Source organism: Pedobacter metabolipauper (genome assembly GCF_004362715.1).
Lineage (GTDB): Bacteria > Bacteroidota > Bacteroidia > Sphingobacteriales > Sphingobacteriaceae > Pedobacter > Pedobacter metabolipauper.
Genome location: NZ_SNYC01000003.1, coordinates 593,182 through 610,997 on the forward strand (window position 1 = coordinate 593,182; position 17,816 = coordinate 610,997).

The 17,816-nt window shown below is 40.2% G+C and carries 17 protein-coding genes; 7 read left to right on the top strand and 10 right to left on the bottom strand.

Annotated elements, in window-relative coordinates; genetic code table 11:
• Window positions 1-6: 6 nt before the first annotated feature.
• Complete coding sequence (locus ATK78_RS02635; protein ID WP_133574498.1) at window positions 7-915, top strand: DUF6999 family protein; 909 nt, start codon at window positions 7-9, stop codon at window positions 913-915.
• 8 nt (window positions 916-923) lie between these two features.
• Here the strand turns inward: ATK78_RS02635 and ATK78_RS02640 are convergent, their stop codons facing one another.
• Window positions 924-2,402, bottom strand: a complete 1,479-nt coding sequence (locus tag ATK78_RS02640) for a hypothetical protein (RefSeq protein WP_166664804.1) — start codon at window positions 2,400-2,402, stop codon at window positions 924-926.
• Window positions 2,403-2,426: 24 nt separating this feature from the next.
• Here ATK78_RS02640 and ATK78_RS02645 point away from each other — a divergent pair, with 24 nt between their 5' ends.
• Window positions 2,427-3,095, top strand: coding sequence for a hypothetical protein (locus ATK78_RS02645; RefSeq protein ID WP_133574500.1), 669 nt, complete (start codon window positions 2,427-2,429; stop codon window positions 3,093-3,095).
• Between the two features lie 197 nt (window positions 3,096-3,292).
• Here the strand turns inward: ATK78_RS02645 and ATK78_RS02650 are convergent, their stop codons facing one another.
• The 4 genes from ATK78_RS02650 to ATK78_RS02665 form a co-directional block, all read right to left on the bottom strand.
• Entirely contained in the window at window positions 3,293-5,224 is a 1,932-nt protein-coding gene (locus tag ATK78_RS02650; RefSeq protein WP_133574501.1) for a hypothetical protein, read from the bottom strand.
• Between the two features lie 120 nt (window positions 5,225-5,344).
• Entirely contained in the window at window positions 5,345-5,839 is a 495-nt protein-coding gene (locus ATK78_RS02655; protein ID WP_133574502.1) for a hypothetical protein, read from the bottom strand.
• Window positions 5,829-6,290, bottom strand: coding sequence for a sigma factor-like helix-turn-helix DNA-binding protein (locus ATK78_RS02660; protein WP_133574503.1), 462 nt, complete (start codon window positions 6,288-6,290; stop codon window positions 5,829-5,831). The genes ATK78_RS02655 and ATK78_RS02660 overlap by 11 nt, the downstream gene beginning before the upstream one ends.
• A 531-nt stretch (window positions 6,291-6,821) precedes the next feature.
• Entirely contained in the window at window positions 6,822-7,664 is an 843-nt protein-coding gene (locus ATK78_RS02665) for an SDR family oxidoreductase (RefSeq protein WP_133574504.1), read from the bottom strand.
• Window positions 7,665-7,807: 143 nt separating this feature from the next.
• On the opposite strand from ATK78_RS02665, the gene ATK78_RS02670 reads away from it, so the two are divergent.
• The 4 genes from ATK78_RS02670 (at window position 7,808) to ATK78_RS02685 (ending at window position 11,026) form a co-directional block, all read left to right on the top strand.
• Entirely contained in the window at window positions 7,808-8,260 is a 453-nt protein-coding gene (locus ATK78_RS02670) for an SRPBCC family protein (protein ID WP_133574505.1), read from the top strand.
• An 83-nt stretch (window positions 8,261-8,343) separates the two neighbouring features.
• A complete protein-coding gene (locus ATK78_RS02675; RefSeq protein ID WP_133574506.1) occupies window positions 8,344-9,225 on the top strand; it encodes a universal stress protein in 882 nt (293 codons plus the stop codon).
• A gap of 17 nt (window positions 9,226-9,242) precedes the next feature.
• Complete coding sequence (locus tag ATK78_RS02680) at window positions 9,243-10,070, top strand: universal stress protein (RefSeq protein WP_133574507.1); 828 nt, start codon at window positions 9,243-9,245, stop codon at window positions 10,068-10,070.
• Between the two features lie 215 nt (window positions 10,071-10,285).
• Complete coding sequence (locus ATK78_RS02685; RefSeq protein ID WP_133574508.1) at window positions 10,286-11,026, top strand: SDR family oxidoreductase; 741 nt, start codon at window positions 10,286-10,288, stop codon at window positions 11,024-11,026.
• 83 nt (window positions 11,027-11,109) lie between these two features.
• Here the strand turns inward: ATK78_RS02685 and ATK78_RS02690 are convergent, their stop codons facing one another.
• From ATK78_RS02690 to ATK78_RS02705, 4 genes are all read right to left on the bottom strand, one after another.
• Window positions 11,110-12,513 carry a hypothetical protein gene (locus ATK78_RS02690; protein ID WP_133574509.1) on the bottom strand — a complete coding sequence of 468 codons (1,404 nt, stop codon included), beginning with the start codon at window positions 12,511-12,513 and terminating at the stop codon, window positions 11,110-11,112.
• Between the two features lie 29 nt (window positions 12,514-12,542).
• Window positions 12,543-13,166, bottom strand: coding sequence for a YceI family protein (locus ATK78_RS02695; protein ID WP_133574510.1), 624 nt, complete (start codon window positions 13,164-13,166; stop codon window positions 12,543-12,545).
• A gap of 477 nt (window positions 13,167-13,643) precedes the next feature.
• Complete coding sequence (locus ATK78_RS02700) at window positions 13,644-14,051, bottom strand: hypothetical protein (RefSeq protein WP_133574511.1); 408 nt, start codon at window positions 14,049-14,051, stop codon at window positions 13,644-13,646.
• Window positions 14,052-14,057: 6 nt separating this feature from the next.
• Complete coding sequence (locus ATK78_RS02705) at window positions 14,058-14,669, bottom strand: YceI family protein (protein ID WP_133574512.1); 612 nt, start codon at window positions 14,667-14,669, stop codon at window positions 14,058-14,060.
• A 152-nt stretch (window positions 14,670-14,821) separates the two neighbouring features.
• Between ATK78_RS02705 and adhP the strand changes: the two genes are divergently transcribed.
• The gene (gene adhP, locus ATK78_RS02710) at window positions 14,822-15,859 is read left to right on the top strand and encodes an alcohol dehydrogenase AdhP (protein WP_133574513.1); all 1,038 of its coding nucleotides are present in this window, start codon (window positions 14,822-14,824) and stop codon (window positions 15,857-15,859) included.
• On the opposite strand, the gene ATK78_RS02715 is transcribed toward adhP, so the two are convergent.
• On the bottom strand, window positions 15,856-17,769 hold the full coding sequence (locus ATK78_RS02715) for an AAA domain-containing protein (protein ID WP_133574514.1): 1,914 nt from the start codon (window positions 17,767-17,769) through the stop codon (window positions 15,856-15,858). The two genes, adhP and ATK78_RS02715, sit on opposite strands and share 4 nt — an antisense overlap.
• Window positions 17,770-17,816 lie beyond the last annotated feature (47 nt).

Genomic DNA, 17,816 nt, shown 5'->3' on the forward strand with positions numbered 1-17,816 from the left:
ACGATCATGTTACATCAAAGAGATTATTTTGAAAAAATGGTTAATGAGCCGCGTAACCCCAGTCACTGGCATGCCCTGTACCTGGATAAAAGCGTTCCGTTTAACCCGGATGCCAAGGCGGCATTTCTATATGATTCTTCTACCAAAAGCAGGCAGTTCCTGTATCCGGTTGCCAAGGTATTTGCCCGCTTGTCCATCGTTTTAATGCAGCTGTTTAAGATCTTTATTCCCAATTTGATCAATGCTCCCAGGATGCTTCATAAGTGCTTATACTGGGGGATGAAGTATTTCATTACGCCGGAAGCAAACTTCGTGATCTTAAGACATTTCTATCTCGGATCTGAAGTACTGAGGTTTATTAAGGATAATGTTGAAGGTGCAGAAGATATTCCAATGAACCCGCTTAAGCCGTTGTCTGTGAATGATGTAAAGGATAATTTGTTTCTGGAACATGATCTTAACCTGTATAATTTTATCATTAACCTGAATCATGCCATTGCAGATAAGGGACTGAAAATAGTTAAGAAGGACAGGCCCAATTACACCGCCATTTCAGAAGGCCCTATTCCTTTTTCGGAATTCCGTGATGGCTGGAGTAACTTCATTGATTTGGGTACTGCCATTGAACTGTTTACCCCGGTTTACCAGTTTTACCTTACGGATAATGATTTTTGGAGGGCTACAAATTCACTGCAGCTGGATGAGGTGATCGGTGTATATGCTGCTACGATTATGGATTGTCCGGAAAAGCTAATTGCGCTGAATAATAAACATCCGATGATCCCATTGCCTACAGCAGGGGCAGCGTTCCGGCTTTTACTGCATGGTTTTTCAACTGAGGTGCTCCATGCGATGCTTGTTCAGGGAAAGATGGGCGTTTTGAAATCTGATGATGCACACGCAACTATAGATTAAGTAAGATATTATTCCAGCAGTTTTACAGTGTACTTACCGGTTACTTTACCATTGAGATCAAACTGTGTGTATTCGTTTTTGTTCAAAGATCCGATATAGCCGTCTTTGAACTTAACCAGGTTTTCGAGGAGGCAGCAGGCCGGCAAATCTGCTGTCCATTCAATTTTTCCATTTTGAATGTTGATCTTCTGCAGTTTATAGTTTTTTTCCGGACTTGCATCTCCTTTCATTTGGATCAGCAGGCTGTTATCATCTTCATAGGCGATTTTCGCATAGAAATAATCTCTGTCGGGCGTCAGGTCCTTTGCACTTAAAATCCGGCATGAAGCTTCATTGTAAACGCCAAACAGTGATTTGACATAGGGATCATTACTGGAATAAAAACCATTACCTCCGGCAGCGTAGTAATCTCTGAACCAGGACATGCGATCCAGTATTTTCTTCGGTCCGGGTCCATTGTCTAAATAGGTTACCTTTAGCAGCTGGATTTTCTCCTCGGGAAAGTCTGAACTTTCTTCGCTGAATAGGTGGTATACCTTTTTCTTACCCACAGGAAGCAGGTTTTTAAATCCCCATTCTGCCCTTGCACGGTCGTCTGTTGTGGATTTATATACTTTTTGGATCAGTGGATAGTAATAATACTTCTTTCCGTCATTGGTATTTATGACCAGGGCATCTCCGTGCTCTTTGGAGTCAAAATAGACGCTTGCGATCCCAACTTCAAATTTTGGCTGTGCGCTAAAGTAGTTTCTTCCGGCCTCAATCACTTTAAGACCATCTTTCTCCAGTCTGTATAACTTGCTGTCTCCAAGCAGATATACGTTGCCATCTGAGAAGGTCCGGATTTTAAAATCACGGGTCTTTATCTCATCTCCCAGTTTTATTTCTTTTATTAATTTCTTCTTTACCGGATTATGGAATGCGAAGTAGATCCCTGTTTTTTGAACATCCAGGGAGTCTTTGTAATCACGGTGCGTAATGTACATGACTATAGGGTCTCCGGTTGCTGGCTGACTGAACACAAAACTGGCTATGTTCATCTCTGCGTATGGTATTTGTACTTTTTCTTTCTGTTCTGTTTGTTCCGTTTCTGAGACTACGGACCCATCATTTTGGGATACGGAAAAGACGCTGATCAACACACTCAACAGAACCATCGCCACCACAAATATGACAATGCCGGTAATTAAATTTTTAGTCTGTCCCGGATTAAGTATAGGCTTAGTAGTATTTGAATTGTGGTTGTGGTTGTAGTTGACGGTAATGTCATCGTTATCGAGATAATATTCGGTTTGGCAGTTATTACAGCGGTATATTTCTGGTTTAATTTCTGTCTTCGATGTGCTTGAACATTGCGGGCATTTAATCGCTTTAATTTCTTTGGCCATTGGTTGATCTTCTCGTTCGTTAATTTTATTGATGTTGCAATTATTATACCACAGAATCCCAACAATCCTGCGGGTCTGTTGTTTTAATTGAAAATACATTAAATATAAATTAAAGCTAAATCCATGATTTTTACTGAAGAACTCCTGATTGATCTTGAAAAAGAGACAGAACTTAAAAAGCGGTATGCTGTTGCAGGCAGCCTCGGACAGAACAAATTAGTTGCTATTCCGTTGGTCATTATTGCTTTATGTGCTTTTGGCGCTTATTATTTTTATAGTATGTCTGGCGTAGATGCATCGAGCAGAACTTACTTGATGGTTTGTATAGCTATAATCGTAATTAGTTTGATCGTGATGATCCGTATGTTTAAATCTTCAATTGGCGAATCTTTAGCGCGCTTGGATGATGTTCCGGTTTGTTTGGCTAAGCAGGTATATGGTAACGATCAGTCGGAAACCTATTACTGTATTTATACTACGGGTGCGCTCAGGCATAATGCTGATTTTATTGAAGCTGTTGCTGATAAGATCAGTAATTTAGAGGAGGAGCCTGATGCAGAAATCCGTAAAATAATTGACCGTTTATTTGAACCTTCTTTTACAGGGGATAAGATCCTTGCTGAATTGCTTCCTTTAGAATTTACATTTAATGAGGAAGTTTATCGCAAAGAGATTCGTTTTATGCATCTGAGTTCAGCCATGAAACAGGCCATTGCAGAGAATAATGGTAAATGTATTGTTTTTGTATTTGGCAGGGGAGGCGCTCCTGTATTGAACGAATTACCGGCTTAATTTACTCTTCAGTACACTTCTTAAGGTTTTTTAATGGTTGATTTAATCTTTATAATGTGATAAATCTGTAAAACTGGATCAACGAAGGTTAATTATTAAGTCAAAGTGCTTTATGCTGTTACCAGGCTTATTAGATTTTAAACAGAACGAGCCCGATAAAAATATCGGGCTCGTTCTGTTATTTGATATTATACTTCTTAGTCTCTGGCTTGTTTAACCTCTTCGGTTAATACAATTTCAAAGCTATGATCTACTGTTCTCAGGTCACTTTGTTCCAGGCGTTCTATGGTATGCGGCACTCCATAGTAATACGTAACTACTGTTCTGTCTACATCAAATCCATCTCCCTTTGTGTTGGTGAGTGTTGTAATCTGTTTTAAATATTTCCCGGTTTTATCCTTTACATAAAAGTTGCTGTTATTGGTGTTTACCAAATTGCCATCGATAATCAGCTTGTTACCGCTCACTTTAATGCCCGCCGGTAATTTATTGACTGCATAGCTAGTTTTCTTAATATCTGCCAGCATGACCTTAATAACCCCTCTGGCCAGTTTTGGCTTTACCGGGAACTTTGCCGGATTGTACTCAACCCGGTTTACCTGAAACTCTACCCATGGATTCTCTATATAACCTTCGCCGTTGTTATAATCAATGGAATCTTTCGGTATGTTAATGAGTTTGCTGCCGCCTTTATCCTCATAGAAGGAGACATTTGTTAAAGATTCATACCGTCTAAAATCATCCATGAACAGGGTGCTGAGCAATTTGGGATATTCAAAGCTGAATTGTGCTTTTTCTTCATATTGTCCGGCTTTATTTGGTTTGGAATACGGTTTTTGTTCAATTTTTATTTCTTTGCTAAGTTCACCCTGGGTTAGTTCTGCTTTCTGTTTTAGAAGATCGTCCAGGGAACGGTCGTAGACCGTAGTAGTTGTAGCGATGTTAGCAATGGGTCTGCCATCTGAACTGTTGCTGAATGAGTATGCCGGCAATTTTAATGCTTTTTTTAGTTTTGTTGCTTTTGAGTAATCAAAGATATAAACCACCACATCTTCTACTGAACCCCTGAAAAATGCACGGTAATGGGTTTGGTTTTTATTCTTTTCTTCGTGCTCTTTCTGCATCTTTTCCATTTCCTTTTCCAGCTTCTTAACATCTTCAGGATGGTCCATTATTTTTTCAAGAATATCCTGGAAGAAGTCCATCAGATCTTCAGGGCCGGTAGAGGATCCGCTATGATCCAAAAATTTGTTTGTCTTGTCCGTTGCCATCACCTTGATCAGATCTATTTTATCTGGATCCACTGATGGGTCGGTAGGGCCGGCAGTAGTTACATCCACTGTAACCATGTGGTCTTTTATACTTACCAGCTTTACCTTAATTCCATTTTGCTCTTTCGTATCGCCGGTCTCATTGTTTGTAAATTTAAACTGAAGCACGGCTTTAGGAATTGTAGCTTCTATTGTTCCACTTAAGAATGTCGGCTCTATTGTTCTTAGCGTTTCCTTTTCCGGATAATATACAGACACATTATTATCGTTATTGTATTCTGACTTAACGACCTGAATTTGCTGGTCTCCTTCCAGGTATTCTGATTTTACAGGCAGGTTACTGTTGTTGTTAAACTGAACTGTATTCCAGGTAATTTTTGGTTCAAATGGAAATGTAAACGGGTAATGTACCTTGAGCTCATTCTTCGTGCTCATGTCGCCATTGTTTTCAATTAATATTCCATTGAGGAAATTGTTTGTTAAACCAGACATCGTTGGATAATCCCCCAAAATAACAAATGGATTTTCTTCATATGAAGTATCTGTTGGTGGCTTTTGATTTTCAATGTCAATCTTCTTGAACCAGAAGAGCATGGATCCAAATTGTTTAGCCTGGTTTCTAATGGCTGTATCCTTAATGCCATCTATCTTCTTCTCAAAGGCAAGTTGTTCCTTTTCAAGATCTTCCAGCTTTTGCTCGACTGATTTTGAACAGGAAAATAGGGCCAGCATACAAACCGATACTGTCAATAACTTAATGACGGATGAGAACATTGAGAACATCGAGAACGTAGAGCGTGTCGAGAACGTAGAGCGTGTCGAGAACGATGAGCGTGTAATAAGGGAGCTTTCTTTCATGGGTAAGAGATTGTTTAAATACCTTACGATGATTACAAAACCCCGGCCACAATCTTATCTGTAAAGAGAAAAGTTCCAGACTACTGTCCGGAACCTTTCCTGTTATCGTTTTAAACGCCTTTATTTTTGATGAATCGTTCTCAGCTCTGATTTAAGTTCCTGAATCTCCAGTTTAGCCTGACGGCTTTCCAGGTAATAATAAATTGCAAAGCAAAGGAATACTTTTCCAAGAACAAATACTGCAGCAAATACCAGTCTCCAGGTCTTATGAATCCTCATGTGACTGGAAGGTCCTTGTACTTCTATAAATTCCTGTGGTTTAGTTTTTTCCTCTTTATCGTTCGTTCCTTTTGAATATACTTCTAAAGGGAGTGGTTCTGATCTATTGACAATCTCATTGATGCGATTTTCAATTTTATCCCATGAATTTGGGGGAGGGGTAATTGCAGAGTGTCGCGCAATACGCTCCATATCCTTTTCTAAACTCGAAAGAGCCTCTTGTATTTCTGGATATTGATCCTTTAAATTCAAAAGTTCTTCAGCTTCTTGCCTGGAGGCTGAACCCAATACATATGACTCCAGTATTCCGCTTTCAATGTAGTCGTTAATTTTCACTTTCTTTTCTAATTAGGGCGAAAGCCTCTTTCAGAGCCTTCCGGATTGATTCTTCTGTTTTATTTAAATCTTTTGAAATTGCAGCTACAGATTTTCCGTGATGGTATGCTGCACAGAATATTTCTTTTTGCTCCTCAGTCAATCGATTGAGATAATTATGCTGAGATCCACCCTTATCATTTAATTCGGGATCACAATCACTACTTGCTTCCTGGTATACTAATAGCCAATTCTTTGCGAAGTGCTGCAGTACAACCCAATGGCTGTTCATATTCCACTCTATATTGTTATATTGAATGGCAATGTCACTAAAAATTTTTACGAGTAACTCCTCTGCTAACTGTTGGTCTTTTACTGCTTCATTGATATAACCCAACAGCATATCGCCGTATTTGCTGTAAAGCGTCTTTAAATTTATTTGATCTAATGCCTGTGTTCCTGTTTTCAGCATACTATTTCATGAATTCGTTTATATTCGGTAATCGAAATTAATAAACTTATTGAAATAATAACACATTTCAGATCAAATTGTATATATATACGTTGTGTAATTGCTATTGGATTTATACTAAATAAGCGTTAGTTATAAATAATAAAAATCAGGTTATAAGTTTAAGATTACGTCTGTTTAATGGCGTATGTGACTCTATCAAACGGGGGGCTAATGCGAATAAGCTGTTGTCTTATAAAATAGTTGTACTATTTTACAGGTATACCTTAAAAATAGTAAAGATTTTTTTAAGGTATACTACACATAGATGTTGTATCCAGATTTGATAAAAAGCAAATACCAGTTACCGGTTTGCTTTTCTTCGTTGCAACACGACATTTCTGAACACTAGAAAGACAACGAATAGTGCCAGCATGATGAGCATGATCTCTGAGATTTGAACGTTAATTCCTGATATCATAAATAGAAAAGTAGCCATAGGTAGTAATGTATGCTTTATTTGATGAAATAAAGCATACATTCCCAATTTGTTTAAAATCCGGTTGCGGTTCCAACTTCTTCCCAGGTTTCTAAAGCATCCTTTACGACAGCCATTTTCTGGTAGGCCATATCATAGGCATCCTGTCCGAGGAATAAATGTAATGGCGGATTTTGTTCTGCTGCCATCTTAATGATTACAGCTACACCTTTTTCCGGATCACCTGGCTGGTTTCCATTGATCTCACTTTCATGGGCTGCCTGTACTTCCCGAACCTCTTTGTATGCATCTATCTGGTTTTTAGGTACATTTAGTGATCCTGAGTCCAGAAAGCTGGTTCTGAAATATCCCGGGTAAACTACTGTTGCGTGAATTCCGAATGATTTAACCTCTGCTGCCAGCGATTCGGTAAAACCATGAACGGCAAATTTGGTGGCGCAATATATTCCAAATCCTGGAAAAGCCCCTGTAAATCCTCCAACAGATGATATATTGAAGATGTGGCCGGATTCCTGTTTTCTTAAATGCGGCATTACCTTACGGATCACGTTCAAAGATCCGAATACATTGATCTCAAAATTCTCACGTGCTTCTTCATCTGTTATTTCTTCCAGGCTTCCTGCCAGTCCGTAACCTGCATTGTTTACTACTACATCTATTTTTCCAAACCAGTCGACCGTTTTCTCAATAGCTGATGCTACATTTTCTTCGGATTTCAGATTCATTGAAAGCGGTAAGAATCTATTTCCATACGTACTGCCAACTGCGTCAATCAAATCTTTTTTATTTCTTGATGTTGCCGCTACCTGATATCCTTGTTCTAATAATTGCTTTACTAAGGTAAGTCCTAATCCTTTTGAGGCACCAGTTACAAACCATACTTTTTGATTTTCCATAATTAGTTGTTTTATTTGACAGGTCAAAAGTAGCGCTAAGGATAGAATTGGCGTTTGCAGAATTCAAGCCAATGCTTACAGAATTCAAACATTGAAGGTTAATCCGATTATACCTATATTTAGCGTAATCTTTAAAGCTATACATGCCAACGATCCACTTAGAGACTTTTATTTTAGCAGATACCCATGAGGTTTTTGATCTCGCCCGGAGCATTGATCTTCATATTGTTTCTACAAAACAAACGAATGAGCGGGCTGTTGCTGGAAAAACATCCGGATTAATCGAATTAAATGAAACGGTTACCTGGCAGGCTAAACATTTCGGTATTGTCCAAAAGCTGACTACTCAAATTACGGAATACCAGAAACCTGATTATTTTGTTGATGAACAATTGAGCGGTGCTTTTAAATCATTTAAACATGAACATCGGTTTGAAGCTAAGGATGGCGGTACATTAATGACAGACGTATTTCAATATGTTTCTCCATTGGGCTTTCTTGGCAAGCTCGCAGACCGGATCATTCTGAAAAAGTATATGGAAAGTTTGTTGAGGCTACGAAATGAAGTGATCAGGGAGCATGCAGAACGGCATTGATGTTTTATATCAATCCATAATGTGACCGTGCTCACTATTTAATCAGCTTGTAACTGCGAAATTTATTGCGTAGAAACCAAGTTATGAAAACGATTGTAGTCACCACAGATTTTTCCGAATCCGCAGAGAATGCTGCCCGGTTCGCATTGAATATGGCCATTTCCTTAAAATCCAATTTGACCCTGTGTCATTCATTTCTTACAGCTTCTGGTGTAGGAGGGATGTCATCACAGGTGGTCTGGCCGCTTTATGAATATGCCACAATTGAAGAAGAAACCAGTCGGGAGTTAAATTTCCTGGCCAGCAAGATAGATTTTGAAGGTCGTTTAATTCCCGGCTCATCGACTCATCATCCATTGATTAGCAGTAAAGCTGCTGCCGGAGAATTAACAGATCTGGTTACAGGGCTGGACGATCATCAAAAAATTGCAATGGTTGTGATGGGAATGTCTGCCAAGGGCATATTTACCCGGTTCTTTGTTGGCAGCAATAGTAAGGATATGATTGATAAGGCTACGTTTCCTGTACTTATTGTTCCACCGCATGCCGTGTTTAAGGGTATAGATAAAATTGCTTTTGCAACTGACCTCAGTATTGAAGATATTGATACGATTCATGCTTTATCGGGACTTGCAAGCTATTTTAATGCGGAGTTATTGGTGGTGCATGTCAGCAGTGACCATGAAGATACGGTTAAGCATAAAACTGAAGTTGATGCATTTCTGACTGAGGTTACCGATAAGGTTAACTATCCTAAGGTGTATTACCGGCATATTTTAAATGATGATGTAGACAGGGGACTGGACTGGCTAGCTGAATTTGGCGCTATTGATATGCTGGCTATGGTACACCGCCGCAATAACCTGTTGAATATCGTTTTTAATATCAGTCATTCTAAGAAACAAGCCAGTCACACCCCGATCCCTTTGCTGGTGCTGCCTGAAGATCTTGATTTTGTATTTTAATCTATTGAATATCCATTATGAAAACCATTATTGCCGCTACTGACTATTCTGAAAATGCGATGAATGCAGTGAAATATGCATCCGGCCTTGCTAAACAATTTAATGCAAAGCTGGTGCTCTTTAATTCTTTTGTTTTGCCCGTACATGCTGCAAATACATTGCTGTCTGCAAACTCCATACAAGCGTTAATTGATAAAAACAAACGTGCATTGATTACCATTGCACTGGAGATTAGTTCCAACTACGCAATTGAGGTGATTTGTGAATCTGAAGCCTATGACGTTGAAGATGAGCTGGACCGTTTGATGTCAAAGTATGATGCTGATATCCTTGTTTTGGGGATGCGCGGTAATTCTATTGAGCAAAAGCTATTTGGCAATACCACCACATCGGTTATTAAGCGCGCTAAATATCCGGTATTGGCTATTCCTGGTGCTGTTGGTTTTAAAAAGATCAATAAGGTGCTATTTGCCTGTGATACTGCTTACCGGTATAAAGATAGTACGCTGACACAGTTAAGGAGTGTATTGGAACGGATCAATGCCAAAGTTGAAGTTTTCTCTGTTCGTCAGGAAGCTTTTGAAAAAAAAATCCTGAGGGATACTTCTACAGACAACCTCAAAGTTTTACTTGACGGTAACCGCTATAAGTTTAAGATTGTGAAAGGTCTTGGTATTATCAGTTCGATCCGGGCTGAGGTTAAGGCTTATCATGCTGATTTGCTGGTGATGGTTCCGCACGAACATAGCTTTTGGGATTCCATCATTCACGTGAGCAAAACTACTGCAATGGCTTCTCAGAGTGATGTTCCGCTGTTGTCTATTCCTAATAACAGGGTTAATTAAGTCTCTAATACTATTTGGTTGATTTACCAGATTATAATCAATCCAGTAATGGCGCGACCCATTCAGGATTGATTTTCATTTCAAGATGTAGCTTACCTTTCAGGAGATACAATCTTACAGTCAAAAAGTTGTTTCTTTTAAATCATCGGTTTAAAGGAAACAACTTTTTTCGTTTGTATTTGCCAGGGATGCCAATGGTATCTATATTTACAAATATGAAGACTTTATCAGAAAAAGTAATTTTAGTTACCGGTGCTTCAAGAGGTATTGGTGCGGTGATTGCGCAGCAGCTTGCTCAAGCAGGTGCTAAAGTAATTGTTAACTATGCAGGCGGAAAGGATGCTGCTGATCAGACCGTTGCTGGAATTATCGAATCCGGCGGAGATGCCATTGCTGTTCAAGGCGATGTTAGCAATTCAGAACAGGTAAAGAACCTTTTTGATGCTGCGATTGATCATTACGGCCGTATTGATGTGCTGATTAATAATGCCGGGATTATGATCTTTGGTATATTGAAAGATACGACGGACGAAGATTTTGACCGGCAGTTTAACGTCAATGTAAAGGGAACGTTCAACACCATGCGTGAAGCAGCCACACGTTTGGCAGATCACGGAACGGTGATTAACTTTTCTACTTCTGCAAACCGGATGATGCTGCCTGGCTACAGTACTTATGTAGCTACGAAAGCTGCTGTTGAACAGTTAACCCGTATATTTTCTAAAGAGGTTGGTGCAAGGGGGATCAATGTGAATTCAGTATCTCCTGGCCCTACAAATACAGAACTGTTTACCAATGGAAAGTCTCAGGAGGTGATTGACCGCCTGGCTGCTTTATCTCCGTTTAACCGGATTGGTGAATCTGATGATATTGCAAAGGTGGTGGTGTTTCTGGCCAGTGATGCGGCAAAATGGATCAATGCACAGAATATTGGCGTTAACGGTGGTACGGCATAAAAAAATGAGGCTGCCCATTGCTGATCACGAATTTGATTCCGGATTACAATGGGCAGTCTCAATTAAATGATCTGCAGCAGGTTTTAGAATCCTACTACTGCTTCGATCACATAGCCATTAAATTTACCGCCAGACCTGAAATCAGCGGTAGGGAAGTCTTTATATTTCTGAACTACATATTCTCCTTTTAGCAATACGTTTTTAGTCATGAACCATCCTGCTGCTGCTGCTACTCTGTTCAATTTCACATCACCGGTGTAAACAATTGCCCCTGCTCCGGTTCCTGCTGCATTATCAGCTAAACGTGCGGTTACTGTATTGTATTTAACACCTATGAACAGGTCTTCTGCTTTACCAAAGCGATACACACCGTCTATGGCAAACTGTTTTGCATCCCTGGTATCTGTTTCTCTTGCATTGCGTCCGGATGCAGTTTCATATGTTCCGAACAATTCAAATCCTTTTACTTTTAAAAAGCCGTTGAGCATATAGGTGTTTATCTTTTTGCTGAATCCAGGATTAAAGCGTCCTGAAAATGCAAGTGGTGTACCTGCTCCGGTGGTGCTGCTTGGATTGGCAGAGTTTTGCTCCATTATAAATTGGTAGTTAGAACCTGAACGATCGCCGCCAAAGATGGTATTGCTTCCGCTGCTTTGGTTGCCGTAATAGGAACCGCTTACACGCACCCTGATGTCCTGGGTAAGTTGTTTGTCAACTCCGCCTTTTAAGATCAATGATGGTGATTTATGATAATCTCCGTCCGGATTGGCACTGGCGTAAAGGGAATCTACATTTCCTTTGATCATACCATTGGTCATTCCGATCATTCCAAACCATCCATTTTTCTTAAGGTACACTTCTCCGCCAATCTCGGTTGCAAACTCGTCCATGATGTTGCCTTCCATAAATGGATTATAGATCGCTTGTCCGCCGTCGCTTCTTCTAAAGTGTTCATCACCATAATTTACTTCAAAGTGACCAATTTTAATGGTGGCTATTTTCATCAGCTCTTCCCATACTGCTCCTTTGAAGGGCAGTTTATCAAACTGGATATATCCGCCTTTTACCCAGGTTTCATTGTGGTGTTTGGTAGAAAGGTAGGTGGTAATGTTCAACCGAACGCCATCTGCAAGCTGCACATCCATAAATAAATTGGCTTGTGCGGTTTGAAAGCCTGGTGTAATGACCTTTAAGCGATTTCCGGGTGTAGATACACCACCACCAAATGAACCGACATCGTTTTTTAAAGCTCCCGGGTTTTTATGTTTCAGGTTTTGAAACTGCTGAGTAAACCCTGCTCCAAATTTAACCTTTAGTCCGTCGAACATATAAGTTGAATCTTTTGGGTCTTCAAATACATTGATACCGCTTTTATCGTAAGGCCTGATGTTATTTATCTTTGGCAATTGGGCGTAAGCTGCTGTTGATGCACCGATGGTAACCAATACCACTGCTGCCAGTTTGAAAAGTGTTGTTTTAGTTTTCATGACTTTATGTATAATTTAAATCGATGCGGTTATTTTTTAAAGTTGAGGTTATAACTAATTGTAAGTTCATCTCCAACTTTCATGGCACCCAGCATGAAGCTTGGTGGTTGTATGCTGTATTCAGTCAGCTTTAATTTCTCAACACCCGTACAGGTGATGGTTTGATCGGCTTTCACTTCGCCTGTTAACTGCATCACAATGGTTTTTGTTACTCCTGCAAGGGTTAATGCGCCAGTTGCTTTAATGGCGAACTTGTTTTTGGTTGTAGGTGTAATGACGGCATTACTTAGTTTAAAGCTAATTTTTGGATAAGTATCTGCTTTTATGGTTTTGTAGGTCCGGTTATCCATAGAAGAACTTTCACTTTTAAGACTTTTTGCATTTACGCTAAAGGTTAATGCGTTCAGACTTTTTGGAATTCCATCGGTAGCACTGATGGCACCGAAATCTGCTTCGCAAACCGGATCCATTGCCGTCATTTTCCAGTCGTGTACGTTGGATGTTCCTGAAACTTTTACGATGTTGTCTTTGGACGCGCTTAGTTTATAAACTTGTGCCTGCAGACCGGTAATAGATAGTACTGAGATCAGCAAGATGCAGATCAGGCTCCTTTTGGTACCCGTACTGCTGTGTAAAAAGCTATTGGTTTTCATAATCTGATTGTTTATTATCAATACTCAAAACTACCAGATATTAATAGGGTGAAGCATGATTTAAAACAGCCGGATATGTGATCTTCATCACTTTTATTTAGATTAAAAATATCTGATTATTAGGTATTTAGTGGTTTTTATAGCTTAGCGCTATTATAACAGACGATATGACTGCAGACTACGATATCGGGTTATCATCCGCATTTTTTGAGCAGGTAATTGTTGTAAATTAAAGCCGGTAATGCAAATCATTATTATTGTGTTTTTCTGAAGCCTGATTTGCTTGTGTCTATTTTTCCGGCAAAAGTCTGAATGCAAAAATTGCGGGTTGAAGCCCGCAATTTTTGTAAGGATCGATGTTATTTTGAAATGCCAGGGCCTTGTTTATTAAATATTGGAATCCTGTTTATTAAAATGCTGAATCTTGTCTGTTAAATGGATACGTGCCTAACATCCCCGCTATCGGTTCATAAGATTTTAAGGGTTGATCTTTGCAAACACGATTCCTGCAATGATGGCCTGCACCAATCCATAAAAGAACCAGCTGCAAACGATGAGCAGCGTAATATCCAGTGAGCTAAAAGTAATCCACATCACAGGCAGTAAAGCTACTGCTGCATATACCAGTCCGAATTCTATTCCTCTAAGTATAAAATGACCATGGAACAAGCTTTTAAAACGATCCCAAAACCACGATAATGCAAAGCTGATGATGAATGCATGAAGATAGAACAGGAGATCCCGGCTTCCATCAGAATTAAAGAGCGGGTTGTTGTATTCGAAAAATAGTTCCGGAAAGAACCTAACGGTTAAGAAAAGGCTTCCATAGCATATAATGAATAGGATGGCTCCTGCAATCAACCCTGAAATGATAATTTTCTTCATAATATTTTAATTTAGGATCCTTGCTTTAAGAATAAATTCTACAAGGAGCTGGTTATTGGTTTTGATCATACCACCGAGTTTGCGGGGTGGTGTGATGTTAAAGTCTGAAAAGTTTACTTGTTTGGTTCCGATGAGGGTTATGTTTTTAGCTCCGTCTGGTATACACTTGTAATCCACATCAAATCGTTTGCTAACGCCTGCGAGTTCTATGGTTACGGCTCCTTTTACTTCAGTTTCTCCCGCGGTATTCAGCGGATACCTCGTTAAACTGATAAACTTAATGCTCAGTTTTGGGTATTGTTCTGATTTTAATGTTTTACGGAGGTCTTTGGTCATGATCGCATTGTGGCAGTCAAAACTTTGGATGTCCAGGATCATTGTTCCAGAGATCCTTACTGCATCTGAAGCATTGTCACGGCTTAATATTAGTGTATCTGGTTTAACGTAGTTGGGTATTACACAGCTAAACTTATTGATGTTGGTACTCCCATTAACCTTTAAACTGCATTCTTTACTCAATATCCATTTTACCGGAGTTAGTCCGTTTGTACGGTATTTAAAACCTGATGTGAGTACAAATAGGAATAGGAGTAAGGTGAAGAACTGCTTTCCCTTCATGGCTGTTGTAATTAATTTCTAATGCAAATATTGAATTTATGCCGGCCTTGATTGTTGATGAGGCTCAAGGTTAAATGTGATATTGATCACTATTTTTTGGATTGATATACAGGAACTTAGTTGAAAAATTACTCAACCTTAATACTGTAGTTATGTTACCTAAAACAATGAAAGCTGCCGTGATCCATGATTTCGGCGCTCCCTTATCAATTGAAGAGATGCCGGTTAAAGAGCCCCGTGAACATGAAATACTGGTCAAAGTGATTTCTTGCGGCGTTTGCCATACGGACTTACATGCCTGTGCTGGCGACTGGCCTGTTAAATCTAAGATGCCCTTAATTCCTGGTCATGAAGCAATTGGTTATGTAGTTGCGTTAGGTAAGGGTGTAAAAAATGTAAAGGATGGAGATGTTGTTGGCGTTCCATGGCTGTACAGTGCTTGTGGGGGCTGTGAATATTGTATTACCGGTTGGGAAACTTTATGCGAAACACAGCATAATGGTGGATACAGTGTAGATGGAGGTTTTGCAGAATATTTGATTGCTGATTCCAGATATGTAGCTCATTTTCCATCAAATATCAATTTTACAGAGATGGCACCCATTATTTGTGCGGGTGTTACAGTATATAAAGGGCTGAAAGAAACGGAAGCTAAGCCCGGAGAATGGGTTGCCATTTCTGGTATTGGTGGTTTAGGGCACCTTGCTGTTCAGTATGCTAAGGCCATGGGACTTCATGTGGCGGCTATTGATGTTGCTGATGATAAACTGGAACTGGCTAAGCGCCTTGGTGCCGACTTAACCGTAAATGCAAGGCTGAATGATCCTGGTGAGTTTTTGAAAAAAGAAACTGGCGGAATGCATGGTGTTTTGGTTACTGCAGTGTCGCCAATTGCATTTAAGCAAGGCATTTCTGCACTAAGGCGTAAGGGAACCATTGCATTGAATGGATTGCCTCCTGGTAGTTTTGACCTTCCTATTTTTGAAACGGTGTTAAACCGGTACACGGTTAGGGGTTCTATTGTGGGTACGCGTAAAGATATGCAGGAAGCTATTGGCTTTGCACTTGAAGGAAAAGTAAAAGCCAATGTTCATGGTGCCAAACTGGAAGAGATCAATACCGTTTTTGAAAACATGAAAAAAGGCGAGATTGACGGCAGGATCGTTTTAGAGATTGCCGACCCAAACTAATCAGCCATGTATTCCCAGGCACTTTTATAGGCCTGTAATCCATCTGCATAACTGATAAAATCTGCATAAAAGGGCAAACGGGAAAGGGTAGTACTGTCACCAATCACTACCAGTTTCTGTTTTGCCCTTGTCATGGCTACATTCATCCGCCTGATATCTGCCAGAAAACCAATGCTGCGCTCTGCATTGCTCCGGGTTAAGCTCAGGTAAACAATGTCGCGTTCCTGCCCCTGGAAACTATCGATCGTATTCACGGTCAGGTAAGCTGTATATTCCTGCAGTTCAGGATCGTTCAATACCAATTCTTTTAATACCCTGATCTGCTGCTGGTATGGGGATATGATTCCAATAGTTGGGAAATTGGCTAATGTATAATGCGCTGCCAGTTCTGCAAGATATTGCCGGAGGTGTTTGAGCAGGAATACGGCTTCTTCCGGATTGGTTACACTAGTTCCTTCTGCTTTTTCATCAAATGCACAGCCTGCTGTATCTATAAAGGATAGTGGATTATCGCTGGCAAATAATGTTCTCTGTGCGACTGTTTCATGTGCTTTTAGCTGGTCATTATAAAATATCCTGGATGAATATCCCATAATTTGTTCATTCATGCGGTATTGTTCTTCCAATACCGTTACGGCTTCAGGAAATTGGAGGGCGCATTTTTCAAGCAGCGTGGTGCTTAATCCTTTTCTGGCAGCATCGGCTGATTTAATGGTTGGCGGAAGCTGACAGTGGTCGCCTGCAAGGATTACTTTGCTTGCTTTTAAGATTGGGATCCAGCAAGCGGGTTCTAATGCTTGTCCGGCTTCATCGATTACTACGGTGTTAAATGTTAGGTTTCTGATGGTGTAATAGTTTGCGCCAACCAGTGTAGCGGTTATTACCTGGGCTTTTGCCACCACCTGGTCTATGATGTACTGCTCGGTATTACCGGCTTCTTTCATAATTTTATGGGCTTCATTAAACAATGCTTTCCGCTGTTCCTGTTCTGCACGGCCAAAGTTCCTTTTGTATTTATGTGCCATGTTCTTATATTCTGCAGCCTGTTTTTTTAAGCTTTTAATGTCTTTCATGTTTTCATGGCCGGCCATCTTACGATCAAGTGTTAAGGAAAGCATTTTTTCGGATACCCTGGATGGATTGCCAATACGCAATACGTTTAAGCCTTCTTCTGCGAGTTTTTCGCTAAGTAGGTCTACCGCCGTATTGCTTGGTGCCACAACCAGGATTTGCTGGTTGTTCTGCTTAAGGAGGGCTTTAACTGCCTGAACGAGTGTTGTGGTTTTACCTGTTCCAGGCGGACCGTGAACGATAGCCAGTTCATTGGCATTCAGGATCTGATGAACGGACTCCTGTTGCTTTGCATTTAATTTTGGGATCTGGTAATGGGGTAAGCCGGATTTAAAAGTCGGTTTGTACTGTCCGGTTAGGATCTTTGGTAAGTTTGTGGTGGATGAAATTTTATTCTCCAGAATTTCTTCGCCCTGTTTCAGTGCTTGCTGCATTTCATCATAGCTGTTGCTGTCAAACAGGAGGTCGATACCTAATTTGCCGTCCCGCGTCCAGTCTGGAAGTTCATCCGTACGAAGTGTGATTTTAATCTTACTGCCATGAATGTGTGTTACTGTTCCTTCTATCCGGTCTTGTTTAGGGTCATGATTGGAAAAAAGAACGGTTGCAGATCCAAAACGAAACTGGTGTGAGAGATCCTGATGGGTAGTCCGTTCCATCTCTACCGTTAAATAATCACCACGGCTCATTTCTGTGCCGCGTATGGCTATGGGATACCAGGAAAGCCCATTTGCCCTGCGCTCTGCAACGGATGATGATTCGGTAAGGCTTCGGTAAGATCTAAGGTCTTCTTCACGCTCAATCTTCAACAGATCCAGCAACTTTTTAAAATACTCCATTGCCGCAAAGATATTGCAAATTGTGACGTAATACCTGAACTATTGAA

What these genes read in the sequence shown, in the direction of transcription:
- ATK78_RS02635 (WP_133574498.1), top strand. Translation starts at nt 7, where the DNA reads ATGTTACATCAAAGAGATTATTTTGAAAAAATGGTTAATGAGCCGCGT.
- ATK78_RS02640 (WP_166664804.1), bottom strand. Translation starts at nt 2,402, where the DNA reads ATGTATTTTCAATTAAAACAACAGACCCGCAGGATTGTTGGGATTCTG.
- ATK78_RS02645 (WP_133574500.1), top strand. Translation starts at nt 2,427, where the DNA reads ATGATTTTTACTGAAGAACTCCTGATTGATCTTGAAAAAGAGACAGAA.
- ATK78_RS02650 (WP_133574501.1), bottom strand. Translation starts at nt 5,224, where the DNA reads ATGAAAGAAAGCTCCCTTATTACACGCTCATCGTTCTCGACACGCTCT.
- ATK78_RS02660 (WP_133574503.1), bottom strand. Translation starts at nt 6,290, where the DNA reads ATGCTGAAAACAGGAACACAGGCATTAGATCAAATAAATTTAAAGACG.
- ATK78_RS02665 (WP_133574504.1), bottom strand. Translation starts at nt 7,664, where the DNA reads ATGGAAAATCAAAAAGTATGGTTTGTAACTGGTGCCTCAAAAGGATTA.
- ATK78_RS02670 (WP_133574505.1), top strand. Translation starts at nt 7,808, where the DNA reads ATGCCAACGATCCACTTAGAGACTTTTATTTTAGCAGATACCCATGAG.
- ATK78_RS02675 (WP_133574506.1), top strand. Translation starts at nt 8,344, where the DNA reads ATGAAAACGATTGTAGTCACCACAGATTTTTCCGAATCCGCAGAGAAT.
- ATK78_RS02680 (WP_133574507.1), top strand. Translation starts at nt 9,243, where the DNA reads ATGAAAACCATTATTGCCGCTACTGACTATTCTGAAAATGCGATGAAT.
- ATK78_RS02685 (WP_133574508.1), top strand. Translation starts at nt 10,286, where the DNA reads ATGAAGACTTTATCAGAAAAAGTAATTTTAGTTACCGGTGCTTCAAGA.
- ATK78_RS02690 (WP_133574509.1), bottom strand. Translation starts at nt 12,513, where the DNA reads ATGAAAACTAAAACAACACTTTTCAAACTGGCAGCAGTGGTATTGGTT.
- ATK78_RS02695 (WP_133574510.1), bottom strand. Translation starts at nt 13,166, where the DNA reads ATGAAAACCAATAGCTTTTTACACAGCAGTACGGGTACCAAAAGGAGC.
- ATK78_RS02700 (WP_133574511.1), bottom strand. Translation starts at nt 14,051, where the DNA reads ATGAAGAAAATTATCATTTCAGGGTTGATTGCAGGAGCCATCCTATTC.
- ATK78_RS02705 (WP_133574512.1), bottom strand. Translation starts at nt 14,669, where the DNA reads ATGAAGGGAAAGCAGTTCTTCACCTTACTCCTATTCCTATTTGTACTC.
- adhP (WP_133574513.1), top strand. Translation starts at nt 14,822, where the DNA reads ATGTTACCTAAAACAATGAAAGCTGCCGTGATCCATGATTTCGGCGCT.
- ATK78_RS02715 (WP_133574514.1), bottom strand. Translation starts at nt 17,769, where the DNA reads ATGGAGTATTTTAAAAAGTTGCTGGATCTGTTGAAGATTGAGCGTGAA.